Consider the following 22,239-nt stretch of genomic DNA (forward strand, 5'->3'; position numbering starts at 1 on the left):
CATGAGTCTGAAACCGATGCCAGAGATGACCGAGATCTCCAAGCCCTTCTGGCAGGGCCTGAACGAAGGCGAGATCCGTATCCAGCAATGTAACGCCTGTGACGGCTGGGTGTTCTACCCGCGCCGTCACTGCACGCACTGCCTGGCCCATGATCTTGAGTGGAAGCCGGTGTCCGGCAAGGGCACGCTGTACAGCTACACGCTGACCCGTATTCCAACGCTGCCGGAGTTTGCCGACGAAATGCCGCAGGCACTGGCGGTGGTCGAGCTGGAACAGGGCGTGCGCGTCAACACCACCCTGGTGGGGCTGGCCGAAGACGAGATCAAGGTCGGCATGGCGCTGAAGCCGGTGCTGGATCAGGTCGATGCCAAGGGCAACACCCTGCTGCGCTTCACCGCTGCGGACAAGGCCCTGGATAGCCTGCCGTATGTGAATCCGCTGGACAGCCTGCCGCGCAACGACAAGGGCCAGGTACAGGTCGGCGTCGACAACCCGGTCGCCTTGCAGGCACTGGTAAGCGACGAATACACCGACTGGAGCAACAGCATTGTGGTCGATCAGGAACTGATCAACACCTTTGCCGAGCTGTCCGGTGACAACTACTGGATCCACACCGATCCGGAGCGTGCCGCCAAGGATAGCCCCTTCGGCACCACCATCGCCCACGGCTCGCTGGTGCAGGTATTGCAGTCGCGCCTCAACTTTGCGCTGCCGTTTGAAATTACGGGATTCCAGACCATGGTCAATTACGGCTCTGACCGTCTGCGCTTCCCGTCGCCCGTTCCGGCCGGATCCGAGATCCAGGCCCGTGCGCGGGTGAAGTCAGTGCAGCAGTCCCGCAAGGGCACTGCGCTGACGCTCGAGGTCAATATCCACGTTGTGGGTAATGACCGCCCTTCAGTGATCAATGATCTTGTGATCCTGTATCGCTGACCGTTGTCTTGTTCATGCTGTGCTTTGATTTGCCGCCCTTCGCGAGAGGGGCGGCTTTTTTGGTTTGGAATGCGGCAGCATTTTGCTGGATGTTTGGTTAGCACACCGTCTCAACGCCCAGGCAGGTAGATTTGACTATTCTTAAGGATGAATCGAGTCACCGAAGTGAAGTCAACCATGCCAGCCTCCGACAACCAGATTACCGTTTTTTACGATGGGGCCTGCCCCAGGTGCATTCGTGATCGGGCACATTACGAACACCTCGATTCTGAAGCGGATAATCAGGTCGTGTGGTTTGACATTACTGGTCAAGAACAGGCCTTGCTGAAATTGGGCATCGATCCACACAAAGCGCTGACCGAACTGCATATCCGTACGGCCGATGGCCGCATCCTGTCTGAACTCGATGCCTACCGCGTTTTGATGGCCCGCATCCCACGGTACCGATTGCTCGGTCGCCTCATTGGCTGGCCGCTGATACGGCCTCTTGCCAGCCGTCTTTACCGCTGGCTTGTGAACCGGCGTCTGCGAAAGGCTGGACGGCTATAAGCATATAGTGAATCCAGCAGACACGCGCGGGAAGGGTTTACTGGCACGTAGAAGGTCGAAGTCGCCAAGATCACTATTGAGTACCGTGTGGTAAAGAAATGCCAGTGCATCCAAAGCGGTTTTCTGTGTATTGATAGATACATGTTGCTCGTTAGACACCATGTAAGAAAGGCACGTACTTCCAGTGTTCCCATCTGTTCCGGATGGGTCAGCCTATGGAAGTAGATATAACGCTTGATCCAGTGAAGGTATGTCTTCTCCGTGCGTATACTGTATCCACGCAACCTGATTTCTTGACGAATATGGTTCAGAAATAGGCTCCGTCCCATGTCAGCATCTCCTGTGCATAACTGATTGCATAATTTTGTATTTGTATACAGTGTATTTTTGTGTGTCGAATGCCTATGTGCGAACCGATGCAGGAGAGTGCTCATTTGCGACTAGAATCAACACGCAATATTGTTCTGTATCAGGTAATTATGGATATTGTGTTGTGGGATACTGCGCACACCCTTTCAAGCAATTGCGCATGCTCGTTTTCAACGGAGGAGAATGGCTGTGATTCATCATTTATCCAATCTATACAGTCAGTTAGTGAGCGCTTCACTGCTCTTTATTTGAGCAAAAATAGGCATGCGCAGTATTAAAATGTTAATGCTCAGCACAAGGATGCGTAGATGAAAAGGTATTGGCGTATTCGTGGAATGAACGGCTTAGACCAGGTCAGCGAATTGATGATCCCATCAGGAAGTATCACCGATAAAAATCTAGAGTTAATGTTGCAGGCATTGGTAGCAAAGCATGGCTTATCTGATGACGAGATAGTTTCATGCTTTTATAGAAAAAACTGTAAGGCTCATCGCAACTTATTAGAAGTGCGACATGACAGAAAAACTGGACATTTGAATGCGGCGAAAATCCTTACTTTACCGCAACCCTAGTTGTGGGTGCTAAGGAGGTTGTTCACGCCGGTTAAGTTCGAGATGCTGGTTATCGCCAAACAAACAGCACAGAACAACCGACATGAACAACCCTCACAAGAATGCCCGAACTACGCCTCATATTCGAGCCCTGATCGTTGATCGAGCCCTCCGTAAGCGGCAGCCGGTGCGAGACATTGCCAGCACTTTTGGTATCAGCACGCACACTGTGTACAAGTGGATTGCTCGTTATCGAGAGGCAGGTGAGGCTGGTCTTGAGTCAGCATCCAGCCGTCCCCACGCCTCACCGAGGCAGATGCCGAAACAGTGGGTTGAGCTGATTCAGAAGATGCGCCTGACACTCAAGTGGACTGCCAAGCAGATCGCACAGGCACTGAGTCTGGCTTACTCCACAGTGACAGCTGTACTGCGCCGACTTAAGCTCAATCGAGCCTCACACCTGGAGCCGGTGCAACCTGCGCAGCGCTACGAACACCCCGCGCCGGGTGACATGCTGCATATGGATATCAAGAAGCTGCCTCGCTTCGACAGGCCCGGCCACCGCGTGACAAACAACCGTCGCCAGAATACCCGAGGTGCGGGTTATGAGTGCGTTCATATCTGTATTGATGATCACAGCCGCTGGGCGTTTGCCCGGGTACTACCAGATGAGCAGCAAGGCACCACAACGCGCTTTTTGGAAAACGCTCTAGCGGCCTACCGCGGAATAGGTGTAGAGGTGAAACGCCTGATGACCGATAACGGTCCAGCCTATCGTTCCCGTCGGTTCAATGCAGTTTTACAACGGGAAGGGATCAAGCATGTATACACGCGCCCATACACGCCCAGAACGAACGGCAAGGCGGAGCGATTTATACAAACAATGATCAGGGAGTGGGCATATGCAGTGCCCTACGCAAACGACATATCAAGGGCCTGGGCGCTGACAGACTGGATCAACCACTACAATAAACAGCGCCCTCATGGCAGTATCGGAAATCTACCGCCGGTGTCTCGAATACCGAAGCTGCGTGAACAAGGTGTTTAGTATTCACACCTAGTCGATGAAAGTGGGAAGATTATTTCGTGCCCTGCTCTCGACTAAGTAGCATAAACAAGTCTATGTTGTTCGCCACTACGTGGCCGGACTCGCTGAAACTCGCCGCAAATTGAGGCGTTAATGACATAATTTGTACGGTTTGTATGTCAATGCATGGCCCACTTAACGTCCGCTCTGGGCCAAAACCAAACTAAATCACAGACCCTGCGCCTCTTGAAGCGTATTGCTTGTTTCAAGAGGCGCTGTCTTTTTAAAGCAGCTTGATCAGATCATAAACTCATCAAAGAACGCACTCAGCTCCTCATGTGCATCCAGTGGCAGGATGGTGGCGATATGCTGGTCGGGGCGAACCACGACCATGCAGCCGTTGGTGCGATCGATGCCACGCTGCTCGAAGATATCCATGCCTTCCTCGGTACGGAAGACCTTTTCGTAATCCCTCAGGCCGTATTTGCCCTTGGCCGGCCAGAGGTAATCCGGCATCTGTTCGATGCCCAGATCCTGTTGCTGGAATACCGCATAGGTGTCGATCACGGCGTCGATATCGGCGCCTTCAGGCGTGTATTTCTTCACTGGTGAGGTGGCTGCATTGGCCAGGAAGTCGATCAGTTTGCCGGATTTCGAGTTCGTTTCCAGCGGACTTTGCTCGTCGCCGAAGATAAAGATGCGCCAGCGACCGTCGGCTTTCACCAGGTGGCCCAGATGCACCGGCCGGCCATCGGCCAGGCGAACCGCTTCGGCCGAGTGGAAGCGCTGGCCAATGGGGTAGCCGGTTGCCAGTCCCTGATGTTCATGGCCGGTACAGAGGTAGGATTCATCGTAGCCGATGGAGGTGCCGGCAATGAAACCGTTCTGTCGGGCGATGAACTTCTCGATATCAGCGGTGCTCTTCTTCGTTGGTTGTTCATCCTGATTGGCCGTCGGACGGGTCGCCACCAGTTTGGACATCTCGCGGTCGGCATTGATCAGCATGAAGGCGACTTTGCGACGTTCGTCCTCGTAGGTTTGCAGCAGCTTGGGATGGCTTTTGCCCTGAATGACAGCAGCCAGTTTCCAGCCCAGGTTGAAGGTGTCGGGCAGGGAAGTGTTCAGGCCCCAGCCACCCTTGGGGCTGTGGGTGTGACAGGCATCGCCGGCCACAAAGGCTCGCGGAATCAGATTGTCAGGGTTGCCCGCCGGGGTGTCGTCAAAGCGATCGGCGACACGTTGACCGACTTCGTAGATGGACCACCAGGCCACTTCCTTCACATCCAGTGTGTAAGGATGCATGATCAGCTGTGCCTTGGCGATGATGTCGTCGGCGGTCATGTCCAGCTGTGAGGCGCGTTGATCCTTGTCGAGCAGGTCAAGTTCGACATAGAGGCGAACCAGATAGCCGCCCTCGCGCGGGACGATCATCACCGCCCCGTTTTCCTTCGACTGGACAAAGCTTTTTACGCGGATGTCGGGGAAGTCGGTCACGGGCAGAACATCCATGACACCCCAGGCCTTGTTGGCGGAATCCCCTTCAAGCTGGATGCCCAGGTTCTTGCGCACCGCACTGCGCGCGCCGTCACAGCCGACCACGTAGCGTGCCTTGATGGTTTCGACCTTGGCTGACTGGCTGGCACCGATGCGTTCAAAGGTGGCAGTGATCGGGTGGGCGCTCAGGTCCTGAGTCAGGCTTTCATCGACGTCCAGTTCAAGCAGGCGTCGGCTGTAATGCGGCACCAGATGGGTGACGGAACGCTCCATCCCTTCAAGCAGCAGTTCGTGCAGACGAGCCTGGTTGACGACCCCGTGGACAAACTCGGACAGGCCAAGACGCGCATCGCGTACCCTGTGGGTGCGTTTGATGTTTTCAGGATGCTCGGTATCCGGCTCCCAGAAGGCGTTCTGGCGCAGCTGATAGCATTCTTTCACCATCATTTCGCTGCAGTTGAAAGCTTCCATGATCTCCATGGTACGGCAGGAAATACCATCCGCCTGGCCGAACAGCAGCGGGCCGTCCTTCTGATCAACGATACAGGTCTTGATATCGGCAAATTCCGACAGCTGACGTGCCAGCGCAAGCCCGGCAGGGCCGCAGCCCACAATCAGGACATCCACTTCTTTGGGCAGGTCCACGATCGGTGGAATGGGGGCAGGTTCACGGGCCGCATCCGGGATCTCGTAGTTGCCGGGCTTAAAGCCGTTGAGATGATACTGCATCACAGAATCCTCTTATCGTTATTGGTCGGCTGACTATTACTTTAGTGCCTGATATTGGCGTTTGTCAGATGGGTTAAGCCTAGGCGTTCAGCCCGAGAGGGTTTGTCACCTGAAAATGGGGACAAGAGAATCACGGTCTTCCAGCCCCGGATTTGATCCCATTCATTTTTCCGAATTCTGTTTAGTCTCAATGGACGATGAGACGCTGTACCTCCCTTCCGATAATGGGCAAAAGAACAAGACCCCGGAGGGATGAGATGATCGATATTCGCGAGTTGGGTTACTTTGTGGCCCAGGCTGAAAGCCTGAAGGAATGGCAGGACTATGCCGAGAACGTACTTGGCATGATGACATCGGAAGCGCCTGAGGGCGGCCTCTACGTCAAAATGGATGAACGCCCTTTCCGAATGCTGATTTTGGAAGGCAGCGAAAATCGTTATCTCGCTTCCGGTTGGGAGCTGGCATCGGAGGAAGCCTTTGCTGCCGCTACCGCCGAGCTGGACGAAAAGGGCATTGCCTGGGAAGCGGGCGACAAGACGCTGTGCAACCAGCGCGGCGTTCAGCAGCTGGCCATTGTACGTGATCCGGCGGGTAACCGTCACGAACTCTACTGGGGCCACCGTTCCGACTTCCTGCCGTTCGTATCACCACAGGGCGTGCCGCGCTTTGTCACCGGTGATATGGGGTTGGGGCACATCGTACTGCCGGCTCCCAACTTTGACGAAACCCGCGACTTCCTGAAAAACGTCTTCGGTTTCGGTCTCTCCGACATCATGAATCACAAGCCTGCGCCGGACGCCGATCCGCTGCGCATCCACTTCATGCACTGTAACAACGCCCGTCACCACAGTCTGGCCATTGCCGAGTTCCCGGTACCGTCTGGCTGTGTTCACGCCATGGTGGAAGTGGACTCCATGACTGAAGTGGGGCGTGCCCATGACCGCATGACAGCCAACGGCGTCAAGTTGTCCGCAACGCTGGGCGAGCACCTCAACGACCGCATGACCTCGTTCTACATGAAAACCCCGTCCGGCTTCGATATGGAGTACGGCTTTGGTGGCCTGCAGGTCGACTGGAGCGAGCACAGTGCCTTTGAATTTACTCGCGTCAGTGTCTGGGGACACGACTTCTCGATCGGCTTCAAATAAGCGCCCGGTTTCAAGTAAGGAGTTATAGATGAACAAGCAGATGACAACCGTGGAAGCGGTAGCCCAGCTGCGCGATGGCATGACCATCGGCTTTGGTGGCTGGGGTCCCCGGCGCAAGCCGATGGCGATCGTGCGCGAGATCCTGCGCTCTGACGTTAAAGACCTGACCGTGGTTGCCTATGGTGGACCGGAAGTGGGCATGCTCTGTGCCGCCGGCAAAGTGAAAAAGCTGATCTTCGGTTTTGCCACGTTGGATGCGATCCCGCTGGAGCCCTGGTTCCGCAAGGTGCGTCAGGCGGGCGAGATCGAAGTGATGGAGCTGGATGAAGGCATGTTCCAGTGGGGGCTGCGTGCCGCCGGCATGCGTCTGCCGTTCCTGCCGACTCGCTGTGGTCTGGCCACCGATGTGACCACCCATAACGACCTGCGCACCATCAAATCGCCATACGACGATGGTGAAGAGCTGCTGGCGATGCCGGCGCTGAATCTGGATATGGCGTTTATCCACGTCAACAAGGCAGACAAGCTGGGCAACACGCTGATCACCGGCAGCGATCCCTATTTTGACCACCTGGTGGCCCGTGCCGCCGAGCGTTGCATCGTCTCCACCGATGAGCTGGAAGACAAGCTGGAGCTGGATGCGGCAACCGCTCGTTTCAACACCTTCGAGCGCTACCTGGTGCAGGGCGTGGTGCATGCGCCTATGGGGGCTCATCCGACCATGTGTGCGCCGAATTACGGTTGGGATCTGAACCACCTCAAGCGCTATGTCGCCAGTGCCAGTGATGAAAATGGCTGGCAGGTGTACATGGACGAGTTCATCAACGGTGGTGAAGAGGCTTACCAGGCTGCCAATGGTGGCGTTGAAGCGATGGGCAAGCTGCCCCTGCCGACATTCTGAGGAGAGTCACAACAATGACGACCAACTGTGAATTTACGCTGGCCGAACTGATGATTGTGGCCGCTTCCGAAGCTTTCCGCGGCGATGGTGAAATCCTCGCCTCCGGTCTGGGCATCATTCCGCGCCTGGGCGCCAGTCTGGCGAAGATGACCCACACCCCGGAGCTGCTCATGACCGACAGCGAATCGCTGCTGGTTGAAGAGCCAATCCCGGTCGGCCCGCGGGGTGACTATGTGCCGAAGTACTCCGGTTACATGTCCTTTGAGCGGGTGTTCGAGTGTGTCTGGGGTGGCAAGCGTCACGCCATGATCGGACCGACTCAGGTCGACCGTTTCGGTCAGACCAACCTGTCCGTGGTGGGTGACTACAACAAGCCGAAGGTGGCGATGCTGGGTGTGCGCGGTCTGCCGGGCAACAGCATCAACCACATCAACTCGCTGTTCGTGCCCAGCCACAACACGCGTGCCTTCGTGGCGGGTGAAGTCGATATGGTTTCCGGCGTGGGCTACAACCCGGCACGCTGGACCGAGGATATGCGTCAGGACCTGATGGAGATCCGTCACATCGTCACCAACATCTGTGTGATGGATTTTGGTGGCCCGGATCACGCCATCCGTGTGCGTTCCCTGCACCCGGGCGTGACCTTCGAAGAAGTTCAGGCCAATACCGGTTTTGAACTGCTGAAAGCACCGGACATGGGCGAAACCGCGCATCCGACCGCAGAACAGCTGGCGATCATCGCCCAGCTGGACCCGCACAACCTGCGTGCCCGTCAGCTCAAGGATAACCCGCCGGGTATCCGTACCGCGTCAACCGAACAGTAAACAGGAGCCTGTCATGACTGCAGCCAATCAATCGCAGGAATTCGTGCAGCGCGAAGACAAGTCGGTCTACGAGACCGAGCAGCCGGTGCTGTACAGCGTCAAAGACGGTATCGCCACCGTGACCATGAACCGCCCGAGCTTCAATAACGCGCAGAACTCGCAGATGACCTACGCCCTGGACGCGGCTTTCCGTCAGGCCGTTGATGACGACAGCGTCAAGGTGATCGTGCTGCGCGGTGAAGGCAAGCACTTTTCCGCCGGTCATGACATCGGCACCCCCGGCCGCGATATCAACAAGGAATTTGATCGCCGCCACCTCTGGTGGGACCACACCAACAAGCCGGGTGGCGAATACCTCTATGCGCGTGAACAGGAAGTCTATCTGGGCATGTGCCGCCGCTGGCGTGACCTGCCCAAGCCGACCATCGCCATGGTGCAGGGCGCCTGTGTCGCCGGTGGCCTGATGCTGGCCTGGGTCTGTGACCTGATCATTGCCAGTGACGATGCCTTCTTCCAGGACCCGGTAGTGCGTATGGGGATTCCGGGTGTCGAGTACTTTGCTCACCCTTACGAACTCAATCCCCGTGTGGCCAAGGAATTCCTCTTCCTGGGTGATCGCATGAGTGCCGAGCGTGCCCGCGAGATGGGCATGGTTAACCGGGTCACCACTCGCGCGGAACTGGCTGACACCACCTATGAGATGGCGGCCAGGATTGCGCGTCAGCCGCGCATGGGGCTGGCGCTGACCAAGCAGGTGATCAATCACGTAGAAGACCTGCAGGGCAAGCGGACCGGTATGGAAGCGGCTTTCGCCTGGCATCACTTTGCGCACGTTCATAACGAACAGATTTCCGGTGACCTGCTGGGCGGCTATGACGCCAAGGGCATGGTCAAGGCCAACAAGGCCGAAGCGGGTGACAGCGGAGAGAAAGCATGAACAGCACCAGCCCGCTGTTGCAGACCGAGTTGACCCGTCGTCTGGGATGTCGTTACCCGATCATCCAGACGGCCATGGGCTGGGTGTCGGACGCCAATCTGGTGATCGCCACCACCAACGGCGGCGGCTTCGGCTTTCTGGCCGGTGCCACCATCGAGCCTGCAAAGCTGGAAGACGAGATCCTGAAAGTGATCAACGCGACCGGTGGCAGCAACTTTGGTCTCAACTTCCACATGTTCCAGGAAAACGCCATGCAGTGCGTGGAACTGGCGATCAAGTACCGCTTGAAGGCTGTGAGCTATGGCCGTGGCCCGGACAAGGAGACCATCGGTCGACTCAAGGCGGCCGGTGTGCTCTGTATCCCCACCGTTGGGGCGCTCAAGCATGCGGTGAAAGCGGTTCAACTCGGTGCTGACATGATCACCATTCAGGGCAGCGAAGGCGGCGGTCACACCGGTGGCGTACCGACCACCATTCTGCTGCCGCAGGTGCTGGATGCGGTCGATGTGCCCGTGATTGCGGCGGGTGGCTATTCCACCGGTCGTGGTCTGGCTTCGGCATTGGCCGCCGGTGCTGCCGGTATCGCCATGGGCACCCGCTTCATGATGACGTCGGATTCACCCACCCCGCAGCAGACGCTGGAGCGTTATCTGGCTGTTCAGGACCCGCAGAAGATTCGCGTCACCCTGGCGGTGGATGGCATGCGCCACCGCATGGTCGAAAACGCCTTTATCCACAAGCTGGAAGGGGCCAGTCCCATGCGCAAGCTGTGGATCGCGCTGAGCAGTGCGCGTCAGTGGAAGCGTGAGACCGGCATGACCTTCGGCCACATGCTGAAAACATTCTTCAAGGCTGTGAAAGAGGACCCGGCGCAGATGTCGCAGGTGGTGATGTCTGCCAACCAGCCGGTTCTGCTGCAGCGTTCCATGGTTCAGGGCTTCCCTGACGAGGGCATTCTGCCCAGCGGCCAGGTGGCCGCGGCCATCAATGAATTGATTAGCGCACCGGACCTGATCGCGTCGATCGCCGGTGAAGCTGAAACCTGTCTGGAGGCGCTGTGTGCCCGCGCCAATGGTCAGGCTCTGGAGGAGGCTTCCTGATATGAGTACTGCTTTTACGACCCGGATTGAAAACGGTGTGGCCGAGCTGGTCATTGCCAAGCCCCCGGTGAATGCCCTGGACAGCCGTGAGTGGTTTGAGCTGGCCGAGGGGATTGACGCTCTGGGTCGCAACCCGGATGTGCGCGTGGTTGTGATCCGTTCGGAAGGGCGCGGCTTCTGTGCCGGCGTGGATATCAAGGAACTGGATCAGCACCCCGAACGCATCGTCGCGGTGAATGGCGGCAACTACGCCACCTTCAAGGCGGTTCACCGCTGTGAGGTGCCGGTTATTGTCGCGGTTCACGGTTATGTGCTCGGCGGTGGCATCGGCATCACCGGCGCCGCCGACATCGTGGTGGCGTCCGAGTGTGCCAGCTTCGCACTGCCGGAAGTGGACCGTGGCGCCATGGGCGGCGGTGCTCACCTGCAGCGTCTGTTCCCGGTACAGAAAGTGCGCCAGATGTTCTTCACCGGTGAGGCGGTATCGGCCCGTGAAGCCGATCGCTACAACTTCATCGAGCGCATCGTACCGAAAGAGCAGCTGCGTGAAGCGGCGCTGGAGATTGCGGCCAAGATCGCGGCCAAGAGCCCGGACATGATCCGCATCGCCAAGGAAGCCCTGAACGGAATTGAGGATGGCAATCTGGAAGACAAGTACCGCTGGGAGCAGGGCTTCACCCTGCAGGCGTACACCAGTCCGGATTCGGCGGAAACCCGCCGTGCCTTTGTCGAAAAACGTGACGCCAGTTTCTGAGGTTCGCCATGGATCTGAATTATACCCCCCGCCAGCAGGCTTTCCGCCAGGAAGTGCGTGCGTGGCTAAAGGACAATCTGCCGGCGCAGAAGCTGGCCAGCTATGACACCTGCGAAGGGTTTGAGCAGCACCGTGAATGGGAGCGCAAGCTGTTTGATGCGCGCCTGTCGATGGTGATGTGGCCGGAAGAGTTGGGTGGCCGTGGCTGTGACCTGACCGAGTGGCTGATCTTCGAAGAGGAATACTACGGTGCCGACGCGCCCATGCGCGTGAACCAGAACGGCCAGCTGCTGTTGGGCCCGACACTGATGGAGTTCGGCACCGAGGAGCAGAAAAAACGCTTCCTGCCGCGCATGGCGGCCAGTGACGACATGTGGGCGCAGGCCTGGTCCGAGCCCAACGCCGGCTCCGATATGGCGGCGATCTCCTCCAAGGCGATCCGTGATGGCGATCACTACGTGATCAACGGCCAGAAGACCTGGTCCACCCGTGCCATCTACGCCGATTGGGCCTTTGGTCTGTTCCGCTCCGATGCCGACTCCAAGCGTCACCACGGTCTGTCGTTCCTGATGGTGCCGCTGGATGCCGAAGGCGTGACCATTCGCCCGATCAAGGCGCTCAACGGTAAGGATGCCTTTGCCGAAATCTTCTTCGACAACGTGCGTGTGCCGGTTGAAAACCGCATCGGTGAAGAGGGCAGCGGCTGGCATGTGGCCATGGCCACCGCCGGTTTCGAGCGTGGTCTGTTGCTGCGTTCACCGGCCCGATTCCAGCAGCCGGTACGCAAGCTGGTCGAGCTGTACAAGGCCAACCAGGCCGCCGCTGATCGTGACCCGAGCATTCGCGATGCGGTGATGGATGTCTGGGCCGGTGCCGAATCCTATGCGTTGTCGGCTTATCAGTCCGTAGGTCGTCTGGCCCGTGGCGAAAAGATCGGTGCCGAGTCCAGCATCAACAAGATCATCTGGTCCGAGCTGGATCTGAAGATCCATGAAACGGCGATGCGCATTCTGGGTGCTCGTGGCGAACTGCTCTCCAGCGCGCCGCAGAACCAGGATGACCACGGCTGGCTGGAGGGCTTCCTGTTTGCTCAGGCCGGCCCGATCTACGCTGGTGCCAACGAGATTCAACGCAACATTATTGCCGAGCGCATGCTTGGCCTGCCGAAAGCCTGAGGTGCGCCATGGACTTCACTTTTACTGATGACGAACGCGCCTTCCAGGATGCGATCAGCCGCTTCCTGATGACCGAGGCGGCTCCGGAAGCGCTGCGCGAAATCTGGGAAACCGATGCCGGCCGTTCACCGGATCTGCGCAATAAAATGGCCGAGCAGGGCCTGACTGCCTTGTCCATTCCTGAAGAGGCCGGTGGCCTGGGCATGGGTGATGTGGTCTGGTCGCTGATGACCCAGGAGCTGGGCTACTACGGCATTCCTGACTCTCTGGCGGACACCGCCTATGTCAGTGCCGGACTGATTGCGGCCCTGCCCGAGACCGTCGCAGACCGTAACGGCTGGCTGGAACAGATTGCTGAGGGCAGCATCCGTATCGCCGTCGGTCATCCGGTCAATCCTCTGGTGGCCGACGCCCATCTGGCTGACTTCACCCTGCTCAATCACGAGGGTGAGATCCATGCGGTGCCGCGCTCGCTGATTGACGTGGAGCACAACGCCAGCATCGACTCTTCCCGCCGCCTGTGTCGGGTGATGTGGGAGCCGAGCAATTCGACCCGTGTTGCGGACGCTGAAACCGGTGCGCCGATCTGGGAAGAAGCACTGAACCGTGGTGCGCTCTCGGTGGCGGGCCAGTTGCTGGGTCTGGCTCAGCGCATGCTGGACCTGTCCGTTGACTATGTGGCTCAGCGCAAGCAGTTCGGCAAGCCCATCGGCAGCTTCCAGGCGGTGAAGCACCATCTGGCCGATGTGGCCAGCAAAATCGAATTCGCCAAGCCGGTGCTTTACCGTGCGGCCTACTCGCTGCAGCACGGTCAGGCTGACGCCGCTCTGCACATTTCTCAGGCGCATGTGGCCTGTGCTGAAGCGGCGCACCTGGCGGCCCGTCACGGCATCCAGGTACACGGCGCCATGGGGTACACCTGGGAAGTGGACCTGCAGATGTTCATGAAACGCACCTGGGCACTGGAATCCTCCTGGGGAGATCGTGCCTTCCACAAGGCGCGTATCAGCGCCGCCATCTTTGCTGACGACGCGCCTCTGGGCCCGGGTCAGACATTCGGGAGGTCATGATGGCTGAAGCCTATATTGTCGATGCCCTGCGCACGCCCACCGGGCGCCGCAAGGGCGGGTTGTCCCATGTCCACGCCATCGATCTGGGTGCGCATGTGCTCAAGGCGCTGGTGGCGCGTAACGCCATCCCGGCCGACGCGTATGACGACGTCATTTTCGGCTGCGTGGACACCATCGGCTCTCAGGCCGGTGATATCGCCCGGACCAGCTGGCTGGCTGCCGGTCTGCCGCTCAATGTGGCGGGTACTACCGTGGACCGCCAGTGCGGTTCGTCACAGCAGGCGCTGCACTTCGCGGCCCAGGCGGTGATGAGCGGCACTCAGGACGTGATCGCCGTGGGCGGTGTTCAGACCATGACCCAGATTCCGATCTCGGCCGCCATGCTGGCCGGCCAGCCCTACGGCTTCACCACGCCCTTTGCCGAGAGCAAGGGCTGGCAGGCGCGTTTCGGTGATGCACCGGTGAACCAGTTCTATGCCGCTCAGCGCATCGCGGATCACTGGGGCATCAGCCGCGCCGACATGGAAGCCTTCGCACTGGAAAGTCACCGCCGTGCCATTGCGGCGATTGAAGCCGGTCACTTTGACCGCGAGATCGTGCCGCTGGAAGGCGTGACCCGTGACGAGACCCCGCGTCAAACCACGCTGGAAAAGATGGCTGAGCTGGAGCCGGTGGACCCGACCTATCCGTCGATCACCGCGGCTGTTTCCAGCCAGACCTGTGATGCCTCCGCTGCGCTGCTGGTGGTGTCGGAAGCTGCGCTCAAGCGTTACAACCTGACGCCGCGCGCCCGCATCCATCACATCAGTGTCTGCGGTGACGATCCCATCTGGCATTTGCGTGCACCGATCCCGGCTACCGAAGCGGCGATGAAGAAAGCGGGTATGACCCTGGATCAGATCGACCTGGTCGAGATCAACGAAGCCTTTGCGTCCGTGGTGATGTCCTGGTTGCAGGAGACCGGTTATAGCCATGACAAGACCAACGTCAACGGCGGTGCAATCGCCCTGGGTCACCCGTTGGGTGCCAGCGGTGCGCGTCTGATGACCGGTTTGCTGCATGAACTGGAGCGCCGGGGCGGTCGTTACGGTTTGCAGACCATGTGCGAAGGCGGCGGCCAGGCCAATGTGACCATTATCGAACGCTTAGGTTGATAGCCAACATCCTTTTCTAGCTATCCGTACTTGAATTGACTGACCCGCTGCGGCGGGTCCAGGGGAGAGTTATGTCTATTCTTCAGGGCCGAGTGGCCATCATTACCGGTGCCGGCGGTGGTTTGGGTGCCGCGCATGCCAAAGTATTTGCCGCCGAAGGCTGTGCCGTTGTTGTCAACGACATCAATGAAGCTGCGGCTCAGGCTGTAGTTGACGAGATCACCGCAGCCGGTGGCAAGGCGGTGGTCAACACCTCCGACATCACCAACTACGAAGACAGCGCCAACGCTGTCAAGCAGGCCATCGAGAGCTTCGGTGATCTGCACATTGTGCTGAACAATGCCGGTGTGAACCGCGACCGCATGTTCGCGTCCATGACCGAACAGGAGTGGGACACCATCATGGCGGTGCACCTGAAAGGGCACTTCTGCATCTCCTCCCATGCCGTTCACTACTGGCGTGATCAGGTCAAGGCGGGCAAGCAGGTAGCTGCACGCATCATCAATACCACCTCCGGTGCGGGCCTGCAGGGCTCCATCGGTCAGTCCAACTACGCTGCTGCCAAGGGCGGTATCGCTGCACTGACGCTGAACCAGGCTGCCGAGCTGGGCCGTTACGGCATCACTGCCAATGCGGTTGCGCCGGCGGCGCGTACCGGCATGACGACCGCCGTTGAAGCCATGGCTACCCGTATGGCCAAGCCGGAAGACGGCAGCTTCGACTACTGGGCACCGGAAAACGTGTCTTCACTGCTGGCCTGGCTGGCCTCCGAGGAAGCGGGCGATGTCACCGGCAAGGTGTTCGAGTCCGAAGGCGGTCGCATCTGTATCTGTGACGGCTGGCGCACCACTGAAGGCGTGGACAAGGGCGACCGTTGGGAGCCGTCCGAGCTGGGTGAAGTGGTCCACAAACTGATTAAAGACGCCGTTCCGGCACAGAAAGTCTGGGGCAGCTGAGGAGAACGCACATGAGCACTATTCCGAAATACGTTGAAGGTCACGGTCTGCTCAAGGGCAAGTCCGTGCTGATTACAGCTGCTGCTGGGGCGGGCATCGGTTTTTCGGCCGCCAAGCGTGCTGCCGAAGAGGGCTGTCGTGCGCTGATGATCTCCGACATCCATCCGCGTCGTCTGGAAGAGGCGGTCGCGGCGCTGAAGCAGGAGACCGGCCTGAACGAAGTCTACGGCCAGCTGTGTAACGTCACCGTGGAAGAAGAAGTCCAGGCACTGGTTGCCGCTGCCGAGGAGCAGCTGGGCGGTGTCGATGTACTGATCAACAACGCTGGTCTCGGCGGTCAGAAGACCGTGGTCGAGATGAGCGACGAAGAGTGGCACCGGGTGCTGGATATCACCCTGACCGGCACCTTCCGCATGACCCGCGCCATGCTGCCGCACATGCAGGCACGCGGCGCCGGTGCCATCGTCAACAACGCCTCGGTACTGGGCTGGCGTGCGCAGAAGGAACAGGCGCATTACGCCGCGGCCAAGGCCGGGGTGATGGCGCTGACCCGCTGCAGTGCACTGGAAGCCGCCGAGCATGGCGTGCGCATCAATGCGGTGTCACCGTCGATCGCGCTGCATGATTTCCTCAAGAAAGCCTCCAGCGAAGAGCTGCTGGCGCAGCTGGCCAGCCGCGAAGCCTTTGGTCGTGCGGCCGAGGTCTGGGAAGTGGCCAACGTGATGATGTTCCTGGCCAGCGATTACTCGTCCTACATGACCGGTGAAGTGCTCTCGGTCAGCTCTCAGCACGCCTAAGGAGATTGATGATGGCAAACCAGACATTCAGCAGCGCCGAGTCGCTGCTGGCCGCCGAAGGGATGGATCTGGGCTGCAGCGAGTGGCTGGAGATCACCCAGGAGCGGATCAATCTCTTTGCCGAGGCGACCGGTGACCACCAGTGGATCCATGTCGATCCGGTGAAAGCCGCCGAAGGTCCCTTCGGCAAATGCATCGCCCACGGCTATCTGACTCTGTCGCTGGTGAACCTGTTTCTGCCGCAGTTGATGGCCGTGGAAAACCTGCAGATGGGCGTCAACTACGGCTGCGACAAGGTGCGCTTCCCGGCGGCGGTGCCGGTGGGCAGTCGCATCCGTGGCCGCGGTGAAGTGATCGCCGTGGAAGCGATCAAACAGGCGGTGCAGGCCACCGTGCGCGTGACCGTCGAGATCGAAGGCAGTGACCGTCCGGGTTGCGTCATCGACACCATCAGCCGTTACACCTTCAATCCGGCTCAGTAAGGAGAATCGAGATGAGCGAAGCAGTCATTGTATCCACGGCGCGTACCGCGCTGACCAAGTCGTTCCGCGGCTCCTTCAACGATACCGAAGCCCCGGTGCTGGGTGGCCATGTGGTCCGTGCTGTTGTTGAGCGCGCCGGTATCGAACCGGAAGCGGTGGAAGACGTGATCATGGGCGCGGCGGTGCAGCAGGGCACCCAGGCCTACAACATCGGCCGTCTGTGCGCGTACACCGGCGGTCTGCCGGATACGGTGCCGGGGATGGCGCTGGACCGCATGTGTGCCTCCGGTCTGATGACCATCGGGGTGGCGGCCAAGAGCATTATGGCCGGTGAAATGAACGTGGCCATCGCCGGTGGCGTCGAGTCGCTGTCACTGACCCAGACCAAGCACAAGAATACCTATCGCGCCCAGTCCGAGGCGGTGAAGGAAGTGGTGCCCAGCGCCTACATTCCGATGATCGAAACCGCCGAGATCGTGGCCGAGCGTTATGGCATCAGCCGTGAGGAACAGGATCGTTATGCCCTGCAGAGCCAGCAGCGCACCGCTGCCGCGCAGGAAGCGGGTCTGTTCGATGACGAGATCGTACCGCTGACGGCTCAGCAGCTGGTGTTCGATGCCGACCGCAAGCCGGCCGGTCATAAGGAAGTGGTGGCGGATCGTGACGAGTGCAACCGTCCGCAAACGACCTACGAAAGCCTGGCCGGACTGGCGCCGGTGTGGAAGGACGGTCAGTGGATCGTGGAAGGCAAGCATGTCACCGCCGGTAACGCGTCCCAGTTCTCCGACGGTGCCTCCGCTGCCTTGCTGATGAGCCGTGAAGAAGCGGATCGCCGTGGTATCGCGCCGCTGGGCATCTACAAGGGCATCGCCGTGGCCGGCTGCAAGCCGGAAGAGATGGGTATCGGCCCGGTCTATGCCATTCCCAAGCTGCTGGAGCGCTTCAACCTTAAAGTGGACGATGTGGGTTTGTGGGAGATCAACGAAGCTTTTGCCAGTCAGGTGCTGTACTGCCGCGACAAGCTGGGCATCCCCAATGATCGCCTGAACGTGAATGGTGGGGCCATCTCCATCGGCCATCCGTTCGGCATGTCCGGCGCGCGCATGGTGGGTCATGCGTTGATCGAAGGCCGTCGTCGTGGCGTCAAGTATGTCGTCATCGCCATGTGCATCGGTGGTGGCATGGGCGCAGCGGGCCTGTTCGAAGTCTGCCCCTGATCGACAGCATAGGCGTCCTGCGGGGCGCCCTGTCTTGAAAACGCTCTGATACAAGGACAAGAACATGAGCCAGAAATTGTTTGAACTTGAAGGCCTGGTGGCACTGGTGACCGGTGCCGGCCAGGGAATGGGGCTGGGTGTTGCCCGTGCGCTGGCGACTCAGGGGGCCAAGGTCGTGATCAACGACTATTACGCCGAGCGTGCCGAGAACGCCGTGGCTCAGCTGCGTGAAGAAGGCTTTGACGTCTGCGCTGCACCGGGTGATATCACTGATGCCGAGGTACGTGAAAGCATCGTGGCCACCGCCGAACGCGAGTACGGGCCGGTCAGTATTCTGGTTAATAACGCCGGTGTCCCGCCGGGCATGCCGGATTCATTGCGTCACTTCAAGGATCTGGCCGACGAGGATTTTGAGCGCCAGCTGGACCTCAACCTGCGCGCCATTCTGGGTCTGACCCGCCGTGTCGTTGATGGCATGGTGGAGCAGGGCTTTGGTCGCATCATCATTATCAGTTCCGAATCCTGGCGTCAGGGCTTGCAGTTTGGCCTGACCAACTATGCGGCTGCCAAGTCGGCTGCGCTGGGTTTCATGCGTCATCTGGCCCATGAGGTTGGACGCAAGGGCATCACGGCCAATGCAGTATCGCTGGGCACGATGAACAACTTCGGTGACTATGCCGAGTATGCCAAGGCGACTGCCGTGGGTCGTACCGGAACACCGGAAGACGTGGGTGCTGCGGTGGCCTATCTGGCGTCGCGTGAGGCCTCCTGGATGTCGGGTCAGGTGCTGCCGCTCAACGGTGGTTCCATCACCTCCTGAGGTAAGTGTGTCATGCGTCGTACCCGCGAAGAAGCTGAAGCCACGCGCCTGGCCATCATGGAGAAGGGCCTTGAGCTGTTTTCCGAACAGGGCGTGGCGGCGACCCGGTTGAGTGATATTGCCCGGGAAGCCGGCTTCACCCGCGGGGCGATCTACTGGCACTTCAAGAACAAGTGGGATCTGTTCGAGGCAATCAGCGAACACTATTCCCGGCCCTTCAAGGCGCTCAGCGATGCCTGCCTGTCCGATCAGGAACAGGACCCGCTGGGCAAGCTGCGTCAGCTGCTGGTGACGCTGCTCAGCCGGATCGAGCATGACGCCAGCTTCCGACGGATGATGCTGATGTTCATCCGTGAAAGCTCCGGCATGGGCGAGCGCGAGGTGTCCGACCCCGTGGCGGCCTTCATGCACTATCAGCACCAGCGCAGGCTGAGTGTGATCCGCAATGCAATCCGGCGGGGGCAGCTGCCCGTCAACATCGATCCCGAGGCCGCATCCTGGCTGATCAAGGCGATGATTGACGGCTTCGTGACCAGCTGGCTGCAGCGGGCCGATTTTTTTTCGATTTCAAGTAATGCAGACGTGTTTGTGGATACGGTGATCGCCAGTCTGAGTGCGTTACAGCCTGTTCCCGACTCTGTCGATGATGAGGTATGTGAAGTATGAGTCGTGAATCGATGGAATTTGATGTGGTCATCGTGGGGGCCGGCCCTGCCGGTCTGTCCGCGGCCTGCCGCCTGATGCAGCTGGCGCAGTCCAACGAGCAGGAACTGACCGTCTGTGTGGTTGAAAAGGGCTCTGAAGTGGGGGCCCATATTTTGTCCGGCGCGGTGATGGAAACCAGGGCGCTGGATGAGCTTTTTCCCGACTGGAAAGAGCTGGGGGCACCGCTGAATACGGCGGTGACCGCCGACCGTGTGGTGATGCTCAAGGATGCCGAACGCGTGACCGCGTTGCCCAATGCGCTGGTGCCCAAGCCGATGCACAATGACGGCAACTACATCGTCAGCCTGGGCAATGTCTGTCGCTGGCTGGCGGAGCAGGCCGAGGGGTTGGGCGTGGGGGTGTTCCCGGGCTTTGCCGCTGCCGAGGTGCTCTATCACGAGGATGGCAGCGTTAAAGGAATCGCCACCGGCGATATGGGCGTGACCGCCGCGGGTGAGCAGGGCCCCAACTACATGCCGGGCATGGAGTTGCATGCCAAATACACCCTGTTTACTGAAGGCTGTCGAGGGCATCTGGGCAAACAGCTGATCAGCCGCTTCAAGCTGGATCAGGATGCGGACCCCCAGCACTACGGTATCGGCATCAAGGAGCTCTGGGACATCGACCCGGCGAAGCATCAGCCCGGTCTGGTGGTGCACGGTTCCGGCTGGCCGCTGACCGAATCCGGCGCCAGTGGCGGTTTCTTCCTCTACCACACCGATGACCACCAGGTGGTGGTGGGTCTGATCACCGACCTGAACTATGCCAACCCCTGGCTGAGCCCGTTTGACGAGTTCCAGCGCATGAAGCACCACCCCGAGATCAGCCGCGTGCTGGCGGGTGGCAAGCGTGTGTCCTATGGCGCCCGTGCCATCGCCAAGGGCGGCTTCAATGCACTGCCGAAGATGACCATGCCCGGTGCGCTGCTGCTGGGCTGTGATGCCGGAACGCTGAACTTCAGCAAGATCAAGGGTACGCATACCGCGATGAAATCCGGCATGCTGGCCGCGGAAGCGGTGGCCGAAGCCCTGCTGGCCGGTGATGAGGGAGGGCGTGATCTGTCCGCTTTCACCGATGCGTTCAAGGCGTCCTGGCTGTACGACGAGCTCTACCGCTCGCGCAATTTCGGTCCGGCGATGCACAAACTGGGCACCTGGCTGGGCGGTGCGTTCAACTATGTGGATCAGAACTGGTTTGGCGGCAAGATTCCGGTCACGCTGCATGACACCGAACATGATTACGCCCAGCTGAAACCGGCGGACCAGTCCCCGAAGATCGACTATCCCAAACCGGATGGCGTGCTCTCCTTCGACAAGCCCTCATCGGTATTCCTGTCCAATACCAACCATGAGGAAGACCAGCCCTGCCATCTGCAGCTGAAGGATGCCCGCATCCCGATCAGCCAGAACCTGCCGATGTTTGCCGAACCGGCACAGCGCTTCTGCCCGGCGGGGGTATATGAAGTGGTGGAGGGTGAAAACGGACCCCAGTTCCAGATCAACGGCCAGAACTGCGTTCACTGCAAGACCTGCGACATCAAGGACCCGGCCCAGAACATCACCTGGGTGGTGCCGGAAGGAGCGGGGGGGCCGAACTATCCGAACATGTAAACGATTCTCAGGGGTGCCTTTTGGCACCCCTTTTCGTTTCCTGCTGTCCACTGAGACGCTGATGCAGCCGTTATTTGGGACTCCTTTTTTATTTCCAGAAAATCCCATTATGAATATTCTGGTGTATGCTCCTTCGTCCCGTCAGAGGTAGAGCTTTTAAACGATTGATTTAATGCGATGAGATGCCCGTCTTCGTTTAAAACAGCCATTGTTACATTAGTGAAAATCATGTTGTTCCACTCTGTTACACTCCTCCCCCCTGCATGATTCATGATGTCTGCCTTTCTATCTAATACATTGTTAATAAAGAATATTTTTTATTGATTGGTTTGTGATTTCGGCGCTGCTTAATTGTCACCCGGACTTTACATCACCTTGCATCTACTGTGCTTACTACCTATAGTGTCGCCTAGTGGGAAAAAGTGGATAAAAGTGGGTAATTTTGGGTGCTGCGGTGGGAATAATGTTCCGCGGAGTGAATCCGATCAATCTCGATGCCAAAGGCCGTATGGCCCTGCCGGCTCGCTATCGCGATTCGGTGCGGGAGCATTGTGGCGGTAAAATGGTCGTCACGATTGATACTGAAGATCGGTGCCTGCTGCTTTACCCACAGCCCGAATGGGATGAAATCCAGGCCAAGATCGATGCGTTACCCAGTTTCAACAAGGCGGTACGGCGTATCCAGCGATTGCTGACCGGGCATGCGACGGACCTGGAGCTGGATGCGAATGGACGCATGTTATTGCCGGCACCTTTGCGTGACTACGCCAGGCTCGACAAGAAGGTCGTTTTGCTTGGTCAGGGGAATAAATTCGAAATCTGGAGTGAAGAGCTCTGGAACAGCACGCGCGATGAGTATCTGCAGGTGGACGATGAAGATGATATCCCGCCTGAATTGCAGAGCCTTTCGCTTTAACGGACATAACGACGGATCAA

23 protein-coding genes are annotated in these 22,239 nt (G+C 58.9%); 21 read left to right on the forward strand and 2 right to left on the reverse strand.

Annotated features, from left to right (window positions below):
• Position 1: 1 nt before the first annotated feature.
• Together LN244_RS05090 and LN244_RS05095 are read left to right on the forward strand one after the other, a co-directional pair.
• Positions 2 to 934 carry a bifunctional OB-fold nucleic acid binding domain-containing protein/MaoC family dehydratase gene (locus tag LN244_RS05090; RefSeq protein WP_239041766.1) on the forward strand — a complete coding sequence of 311 codons (933 nt, stop codon included), beginning with the start codon at positions 2 to 4 and terminating at the stop codon, positions 932 to 934.
• A 177-nt stretch (positions 935 to 1,111) separates the two neighbouring features.
• Complete coding sequence (locus LN244_RS05095) at positions 1,112 to 1,483, forward strand: thiol-disulfide oxidoreductase DCC family protein (protein WP_239041767.1); 372 nt, start codon at positions 1,112 to 1,114, stop codon at positions 1,481 to 1,483.
• On the opposite strand, the gene LN244_RS05100 is transcribed toward LN244_RS05095, so the two are convergent.
• Positions 1,435 to 1,917 (reverse strand): site-specific integrase, encoded by a 483-nt coding sequence (locus LN244_RS05100; protein WP_338037884.1) that lies wholly within the window; start codon positions 1,915 to 1,917, stop codon positions 1,435 to 1,437. The genes LN244_RS05095 and LN244_RS05100 overlap by 49 nt on opposite strands.
• Before the next feature lie 243 nt (positions 1,918 to 2,160).
• On the opposite strand from LN244_RS05100, the gene LN244_RS05105 reads away from it, so the two are divergent.
• Positions 2,161 to 2,424: a hypothetical protein gene (locus tag LN244_RS05105; RefSeq protein WP_239041769.1), complete on the forward strand. Its 264-nt coding sequence runs from the start codon at positions 2,161 to 2,163 to the stop codon at positions 2,422 to 2,424.
• An 82-nt stretch (positions 2,425 to 2,506) separates the two neighbouring features.
• On the forward strand, positions 2,507 to 3,451 hold the full coding sequence (locus LN244_RS05110) for an IS481 family transposase (RefSeq protein WP_239040410.1): 945 nt from the start codon (positions 2,507 to 2,509) through the stop codon (positions 3,449 to 3,451).
• Between the two features lie 276 nt (positions 3,452 to 3,727).
• Here LN244_RS05110 and LN244_RS05115 read toward each other — a convergent pair whose 3' ends face one another.
• The gene (locus tag LN244_RS05115; protein WP_239041770.1) at positions 3,728 to 5,653 is read right to left on the reverse strand and encodes an FAD-dependent monooxygenase; all 1,926 of its coding nucleotides are present in this window, start codon (positions 5,651 to 5,653) and stop codon (positions 3,728 to 3,730) included.
• Between the two features lie 257 nt (positions 5,654 to 5,910).
• Between LN244_RS05115 and LN244_RS05120 the strand changes: the two genes are divergently transcribed.
• The 17 genes from LN244_RS05120 to mraZ all read left to right on the forward strand — a co-directional run bounded on the left by LN244_RS05120 (position 5,911) and on the right by mraZ (position 22,219).
• Positions 5,911 to 6,801, forward strand: coding sequence for a VOC family protein (locus tag LN244_RS05120; protein WP_239041771.1), 891 nt, complete (start codon positions 5,911 to 5,913; stop codon positions 6,799 to 6,801).
• A gap of 28 nt (positions 6,802 to 6,829) precedes the next feature.
• Positions 6,830 to 7,702, forward strand: coding sequence for a CoA transferase subunit A (locus LN244_RS05125; RefSeq protein ID WP_239041772.1), 873 nt, complete (start codon positions 6,830 to 6,832; stop codon positions 7,700 to 7,702).
• Positions 7,703 to 7,716: 14 nt separating this feature from the next.
• Positions 7,717 to 8,526: a CoA-transferase subunit beta gene (locus LN244_RS05130; protein WP_239041773.1), complete on the forward strand. Its 810-nt coding sequence runs from the start codon at positions 7,717 to 7,719 to the stop codon at positions 8,524 to 8,526.
• A 13-nt stretch (positions 8,527 to 8,539) separates the two neighbouring features.
• Complete coding sequence (locus LN244_RS05135) at positions 8,540 to 9,463, forward strand: enoyl-CoA hydratase (protein WP_239041774.1); 924 nt, start codon at positions 8,540 to 8,542, stop codon at positions 9,461 to 9,463.
• Complete coding sequence (locus LN244_RS05140) at positions 9,460 to 10,563, forward strand: NAD(P)H-dependent flavin oxidoreductase (RefSeq protein WP_239041775.1); 1,104 nt, start codon at positions 9,460 to 9,462, stop codon at positions 10,561 to 10,563. The genes LN244_RS05135 and LN244_RS05140 overlap by 4 nt, the downstream gene beginning before the upstream one ends.
• A gap of 1 nt (position 10,564) precedes the next feature.
• Positions 10,565 to 11,317, forward strand: coding sequence for an enoyl-CoA hydratase family protein (locus LN244_RS05145; RefSeq protein WP_239041776.1), 753 nt, complete (start codon positions 10,565 to 10,567; stop codon positions 11,315 to 11,317).
• An 8-nt stretch (positions 11,318 to 11,325) separates the two neighbouring features.
• A complete protein-coding gene (locus LN244_RS05150) occupies positions 11,326 to 12,492 on the forward strand; it encodes an acyl-CoA dehydrogenase family protein (RefSeq protein WP_239041777.1) in 1,167 nt (388 codons plus the stop codon).
• Positions 12,493 to 12,500: 8 nt separating this feature from the next.
• The gene (locus tag LN244_RS05155; protein ID WP_239041778.1) at positions 12,501 to 13,562 is read left to right on the forward strand and encodes an acyl-CoA dehydrogenase family protein; all 1,062 of its coding nucleotides are present in this window, start codon (positions 12,501 to 12,503) and stop codon (positions 13,560 to 13,562) included.
• Positions 13,562 to 14,716 (forward strand): acetyl-CoA C-acetyltransferase, encoded by a 1,155-nt coding sequence (locus tag LN244_RS05160; protein WP_239041779.1) that lies wholly within the window; start codon positions 13,562 to 13,564, stop codon positions 14,714 to 14,716. Before LN244_RS05155 ends, LN244_RS05160 begins: the two co-directional genes overlap by 1 nt.
• Before the next feature lie 71 nt (positions 14,717 to 14,787).
• Positions 14,788 to 15,672 carry an SDR family oxidoreductase gene (locus LN244_RS05165; protein ID WP_239041780.1) on the forward strand — a complete coding sequence of 295 codons (885 nt, stop codon included), beginning with the start codon at positions 14,788 to 14,790 and terminating at the stop codon, positions 15,670 to 15,672.
• Positions 15,673 to 15,683: 11 nt separating this feature from the next.
• The gene (locus LN244_RS05170; protein WP_239041781.1) at positions 15,684 to 16,469 is read left to right on the forward strand and encodes an SDR family oxidoreductase; all 786 of its coding nucleotides are present in this window, start codon (positions 15,684 to 15,686) and stop codon (positions 16,467 to 16,469) included.
• Between the two features lie 11 nt (positions 16,470 to 16,480).
• Entirely contained in the window at positions 16,481 to 16,951 is a 471-nt protein-coding gene (locus tag LN244_RS05175; RefSeq protein ID WP_239041782.1) for a MaoC family dehydratase, read from the forward strand.
• 11 nt (positions 16,952 to 16,962) lie between these two features.
• Complete coding sequence (locus LN244_RS05180; RefSeq protein WP_239041783.1) at positions 16,963 to 18,168, forward strand: acetyl-CoA C-acyltransferase; 1,206 nt, start codon at positions 16,963 to 16,965, stop codon at positions 18,166 to 18,168.
• Between the two features lie 64 nt (positions 18,169 to 18,232).
• Positions 18,233 to 18,988: an SDR family NAD(P)-dependent oxidoreductase gene (locus LN244_RS05185; RefSeq protein ID WP_239041784.1), complete on the forward strand. Its 756-nt coding sequence runs from the start codon at positions 18,233 to 18,235 to the stop codon at positions 18,986 to 18,988.
• A 12-nt stretch (positions 18,989 to 19,000) separates the two neighbouring features.
• On the forward strand, positions 19,001 to 19,654 hold the full coding sequence (locus LN244_RS05190) for a TetR family transcriptional regulator (RefSeq protein WP_239041785.1): 654 nt from the start codon (positions 19,001 to 19,003) through the stop codon (positions 19,652 to 19,654).
• Entirely contained in the window at positions 19,651 to 21,303 is a 1,653-nt protein-coding gene (locus tag LN244_RS05195) for an electron transfer flavoprotein-ubiquinone oxidoreductase (protein WP_239041786.1), read from the forward strand. Before LN244_RS05190 ends, LN244_RS05195 begins: the two co-directional genes overlap by 4 nt.
• A gap of 463 nt (positions 21,304 to 21,766) precedes the next feature.
• Complete coding sequence (mraZ, locus tag LN244_RS05200) at positions 21,767 to 22,219, forward strand: division/cell wall cluster transcriptional repressor MraZ (protein WP_239041787.1); 453 nt, start codon at positions 21,767 to 21,769, stop codon at positions 22,217 to 22,219.
• Positions 22,220 to 22,239 lie beyond the last annotated feature (20 nt).

Source organism: Marinobacterium sediminicola, from assembly GCF_022343685.1.
Taxonomy (GTDB): Bacteria; Pseudomonadota; Gammaproteobacteria; order Pseudomonadales; family Balneatricaceae; genus Marinobacterium; species Marinobacterium sediminicola.